At 51.8% G+C, this 4,993-nt stretch carries 6 protein-coding genes; 2 read left to right on the top strand and 4 right to left on the bottom strand.

What is annotated here, in order from left to right:
* The first annotated feature begins 204 nt into the window (after positions 1-204).
* On the top strand, positions 205-1,641 hold the full coding sequence (gene rsmF / locus RTK32_RS18940) for a 16S rRNA (cytosine(1407)-C(5))-methyltransferase RsmF (RefSeq protein ID WP_312046709.1): 1,437 nt from the start codon (positions 205-207) through the stop codon (positions 1,639-1,641).
* 3 nt (positions 1,642-1,644) lie between these two features.
* Here the strand turns inward: rsmF and RTK32_RS18945 are convergent, their stop codons facing one another.
* The 3 genes from RTK32_RS18945 to RTK32_RS18955 all read right to left on the bottom strand — a co-directional run bounded on the left by RTK32_RS18945 (position 1,645) and on the right by RTK32_RS18955 (position 3,587).
* Positions 1,645-2,292 (bottom strand): metallophosphoesterase, encoded by a 648-nt coding sequence (locus RTK32_RS18945; RefSeq protein ID WP_312046710.1) that lies wholly within the window; start codon positions 2,290-2,292, stop codon positions 1,645-1,647.
* A 201-nt stretch (positions 2,293-2,493) separates the two neighbouring features.
* The gene (gene yjbD / locus RTK32_RS18950; protein WP_312046712.1) at positions 2,494-2,793 is read right to left on the bottom strand and encodes a DUF3811 domain-containing protein; all 300 of its coding nucleotides are present in this window, start codon (positions 2,791-2,793) and stop codon (positions 2,494-2,496) included.
* A 593-nt stretch (positions 2,794-3,386) separates the two neighbouring features.
* Positions 3,387-3,587: a hypothetical protein gene (locus RTK32_RS18955; protein ID WP_312046714.1), complete on the bottom strand. Its 201-nt coding sequence runs from the start codon at positions 3,585-3,587 to the stop codon at positions 3,387-3,389.
* Positions 3,588-3,760: 173 nt separating this feature from the next.
* Here RTK32_RS18955 and RTK32_RS18960 point away from each other — a divergent pair, with 173 nt between their 5' ends.
* On the top strand, positions 3,761-3,931 hold the full coding sequence (locus RTK32_RS18960; protein WP_312046716.1) for a hypothetical protein: 171 nt from the start codon (positions 3,761-3,763) through the stop codon (positions 3,929-3,931).
* A 175-nt stretch (positions 3,932-4,106) separates the two neighbouring features.
* Here RTK32_RS18960 and RTK32_RS18965 read toward each other — a convergent pair.
* Positions 4,107-4,993, bottom strand: an 887-nt coding sequence (locus RTK32_RS18965) for an acyltransferase (RefSeq protein ID WP_312046717.1), incomplete at its 5' end; no start/stop codon positions are given.

Genomic DNA, 4,993 nt, shown 5'->3' on the forward strand with positions numbered 1-4,993 from the left:
GCCACTCCGCAAACTGTCCCGCTGGCACCGCAGGCCACCAGCGGCAAGCATTATCTGCTGGAAAACGAGGAGCCGAAAGACTGGCGCAAATGGGGCACGGCGCTGCCGACGAAATAACCGAGACGGGCAGCCAGGCTGCCCGTTTTTTTTGCGGCCGCAGAGTGTGATAAACTCCCCGCACTTTATTGCCAGCGGAATTTTTCAGTGTCTTCTTCTTCACGCGTGTACTTCCCGGATCTTTTCTTACATCAGATGCGCGAGCTGCTGCCTGACAGCGCCGAGTTCGAGCAGTTTATTGCTATCAGCCAGCAGCCGCTTCGTCGCAGCCTGCGCGTGAATACGCTGAAAATCAGCGTTGAGGCGTTTCTTACCCTGGTCGAGCCTTATCAATGGGCACTGACGCCCGTTCCCTGGTGTAACGAAGGTTTCTGGATCAGCCGTGATGATGCCGACACGCTGCCTTTAGGCAGTACGGCAGAACATCTGGCAGGACTGTTTTATATTCAGGAAGCGAGTTCCATGCTGCCGGTCACGGCGCTGTTTGCCGGGTCGTCCACGCCGGAGCGCGTAATGGACATGGCCGCTGCACCCGGTTCTAAAACGACCCAGATTGCCGCCCGGATGAATAACGAGGGCGCCCTTCTTGCCAACGAATACTCTGCCAGCCGGGTCAAAGTGCTGCATGCTAATATCAGCCGCTGTGGCGTCAGCAATACGGCAATAACCCATTTCGACGGACGCGTCTTCGGGCCTGCACTGCCGGAAGTTTTTGATGCCATTTTGCTGGATGCGCCCTGCTCTGGCGAAGGTGTCATCCGTAAGGATGCCGACGCGCTGCGCAACTGGTCGCCGGAAAGCACCGAAGCGATTGCCGCCACCCAACATGATTTGATCGATAGCGCTTTTCACGCCCTGAAGCCCGGCGGGACGCTGGTCTATTCCACCTGCACCTTGAACCAAAGCGAAAACCAGCAGGTAATTGCCTGGCTGCTGGCGCGCTATCCGGATGCCGCCGCCGTTGAACCCTTAAACGACCTTTTCCCGGCGGCCGCTCGCGTCAGTACCCCGGAAGGTTTCCTGCATGTTTTTCCGCATATTTTTGACAGCGAAGGCTTTTTTGTGGCGCGGCTGCGCAAAACGGCGAGCGTGCCGTCCCTGCCTGCACCGGGTTATAAAGTGGGTAAATTGCCTTTTGCGCCGGTTAAACGTAAAGAGGAACAGGAAATCACGGCCGCCGCCGCCAGGGTCGGGCTGGCATGGGACAGCGCCTTCCATGCGCTATGGCAGCGTGATAAAGAACTCTGGCTGTTTCCTCGCGTGGCAGAGCCGCTGTTGGGGCGAGTGCGATTCTCACGTATCGGCCTGAAGCTGGCTGAAACCTTTGCCAAAGGCTATCGCTGGCAACATGAAGCGGTTATCGCGCTGGCACAGCCGCAGGCGGCAAATCGTTTTGAGCTGACGCTGGCAGAAGCCGAAGAGTGGTATCGTGGACGGGATATCTATCCTGAGCGCACGCTGCCCGCCGACGAGATGATTGTTACCTGTCAGCAGCAGCCAATTGGTCTGGCGAAGAAAGTGTCGGGTCGAATTAAAAATAGCTACCCACGGGAGCTGGTGCGGGACGGCAAGCTGTTCTCCTGAACATTACTGTACCTGAACCATCGTGAGCCGGTTGCCGAACACGGCACCGGTATCGATAAAGTGCATATTGGCCGTGCTTAGCGGCGCGCTTAGCGGGGTGTGACCAAAATAGAAAGCGTCCGCTCCGCTGATGGCTTCGCCCTTCCCCTGCTGGACCTGTTCCACACGGCTGCGGCTCCAGACAACCTTAAAGGGATCGACTTCGGCTTCCCAGGCATAGCGTGCAGCCGGATAGTCAGCATGGGCCACGACCACCACACGATTTTCCAACTCCAGGTGAATAATGAGCGGCATCAGCCGACAGCGGCTGAGGGCATGCTTCGCTTCCATCATTTTCATGCCCTCCAGCTTGTAAAACCAGTCGCCGCCGTTACCAATCCACTGTTGATGCTCGCCTCGGGTCAGCGCCCCGATAGCCATCTCCTCATGGTTGCCGCGCACGCTGCGAAACCAGGGTTTGTTTAGCAGCTCTACACAACCAAGGCTGTCAGGCCCGCGATCGATCAGATCGCCAACCGCTATCAGCAGATCCTGTTCTGTATCAAAACGCTGAGCCTCTAACTTTTCCTGGAGCATGGCAAGGCAGCCATGCAGATCGCCGACAATATAAATATGCCGCCACGCTGTGCCGTTAAGGTATTGATACACCATAAGTTGCATCCTGAAGTAAAATGACTGAAAGGTTGACGGAAGGTCCGGTTAACAGCCTTTAAAGTATAGTCTGTTAACGTACCGGGGTGCGGCAAAACATAAGGAAGAGTCAACAATGCAGTTTACTTCCGGCGCTGTTCTTCGTCGGCGATTTCTGGCTACCGGATGTATTGTTCAGGGCGTTGCATCGGTTTTTATCGGCTAGCTGCCTTTCAGTGCCCGAGGATTTTTGCGAAGAGAGGCAGACCAGTTAAATTCTTTGACCTCGCTTTCTTTGGCCGAAGAAGGTTTGCGCGGTTTTTTGGCCACCACGGCTTTGCTGCTCTCTTTAATTACGCGATCCTTCATTACCAGCCGCTTGGCCTCTTTAAGGATCTCTTTTTCTTCTTTTTGCGAAGGAACATGGCCTTTTTTCAGCGTGAGGGCTTTCACTTTTGCGTCAATCAGCTCTTTTTCACTGTCGGTAAACTGATCGATCGAAATCTCTTTGCTACTTTTCATCAGGCTTGCTCCTGCCAGAACGCCAGACGCGCAGATCGCGTGGCGTGGAAACGGCAGCGTAGAGCTTTCATCTCTTTTACACAAGCCTGAAAGGTGAAGTATCGTGCTGAAAAGAGGTTTACCTGCTTTCTGTAAAATAAAAGCCCTGCTTTTAGCCTTAAGATTTCTTTGGTTCACCGGGCTGATTTTTAATAACGTGCTTCAAGGCAGTACCGCTGCCAGCGAAAATCAGTCATTAACGGCGCATTTTTGTTTAAGAAGCAGGTTAATTACCATCAAGCCTCTGCCAGAAACGTATAGTGACCGTCACAGCGCAGTAACGCCTTGAATAATCATAATCCAGGTAGCAGAAAAGGTTGGAAGAGTAGCTCGTGGTACGGCGGGCAAATGTGCGGAAGTAAAAAGAACAATGCTGTCAGGCTGACGTAGCGATCGTCTGGTATTTACGTCTACTACTTTCTCCTTTACAAAACTGGATGCCCTTCCTGAAGCATTAAAAATAGCGGTATCAGCCGCGCTGTTGCACCCGTCAGTGTTTCAGGCCCGTAGCGGGCCTGAGTCAAACTTTTCAGCCTTTCAGGCCCGGGCAAAGCTTATTTTTCCTGATAGGGATCTTTCTTATCTGCCTGACTGTCATCACGAGTGCGAGGCATTTCTCCATGCTCATCTGGCGCATCCATGGCAGGATGATCGTCTTCCTCATAAGCATTGCCAGCCGAAGGCGCGGCTTCCGGCAAACCTTTATGAACGTCGCCTTCATCTTTACGTTCTTTGTTCGTTTCATGTTTAAACATAACTGGCTCCTTCAATGTCAGGTCAGTTAAGTGTAGTAGAGGATTTTGCTGACGCCCCGGGTTAATGCAGCAGGAACATTTTCCGCGCCTTTTTTGTCAGGCAGCCACTGGCAATCAGAAAACACCAGACTACGCTTAAAGTTCTGAATCGTTTTCAACCCACGGAAAAATATATGAAAAACTACACTAAAGGTCTTGTTGCTCTGCTGGCGGTTTTATCTCTGGCGGGATGTATGCATCGTAGCAGCGCAGTAGGGAACGATGGCCGTCCTCATGCGCCAAGCGCGCAGTCAGTACCTGGCGGTACGCTGGGTGCCGGCCCGGTAGGCCAGCCACAGTCGTAATCAACGTTGGCACTTTTCCTGATACCGGCTTGCTGCCGGTATTTCTTTTCAGGAAAGCAGAGATGAGCCCTTTGGCCGGTGGCCTGGGCTTATTGTGGCCCAGTAATAAGCCCTGACTGATGGCCAAAGCCGTAGCATCCTGTTTAAAGAGGCAACTTCGGGCATTTTACGCGGTTTACTGCTGACTTTTTACCCGCCGCCGCGATAAAAAAGGCTTTTCAATAAAACGCCACGAAAGCCACGCCAGAATCAGCGAAAGCACACAGGAAACAAAAAATCTCGGCAGACCCTCTGCAATGCCTACGCTTTCAAATCGCTTACCGATCCCCGTATTCATCAGCGTATGTATCAGATAGAGAGAATAAGAAATATCGCCAAGACGAACTAAAAAACCCGGTATGTACTGTCCGATTGATTTTTCAGCACCGATAGCGGTAATCATAATTAACAGGTAAATCCAGCCGGAACCTAAGAGTCCGTGTTCAGCAAAAAGGCCCTGACTAAACAGGAAGAAAAGCAAACCAAGAGCACCCATAAATAAGGCTGTCATTATCGGCCCATTTACCCTTTTCAACAACGGGTAAGCCAGACCGGTTCCCATCCCCGCCAGAAACAGGAATATCATTGGGTTCGTTATAAAATTTAGCCTGGCTATGCCTGTCTGATAACCTTCAGGTGAAAAGGTAAAGGTGTCAAAGCCGATAAGAGGCACTAAAACCAGCGTGATAAAAAAGAATAGCCAGGTCGTCACCTTTCTAAAAGGAAGCGCAATTAACAGCCCTACCACCAGGTAAAACCAGACCTCGTAATTAAGCGTCCAGCGAACACCGTACATGCCGCTGTCGTCTAAATAGAACGGCCCCGGAGCCTGATAAATGGGTTGAAAAGTAAGCGCACTAATAAAATTAGCCGTTTTATCCGGATAATGAAAGGTGCTCATCGCGCCAGACAGGAAAAATGTGATTAATAAAATGATATAATAAGCGGGTAATATACGTAAGGCACGGTGTTTGAGAAAGCCTGAAGCGCCTTTAATACCCGGCAAGGACTTTTTAGCCGATA

Origin of the sequence: Erwinia sp. (genome assembly GCF_031978025.1) — a bacterium.
In the GTDB taxonomy this organism is placed as follows: domain Bacteria; phylum Pseudomonadota; class Gammaproteobacteria; order Enterobacterales; family Enterobacteriaceae; genus Erwinia.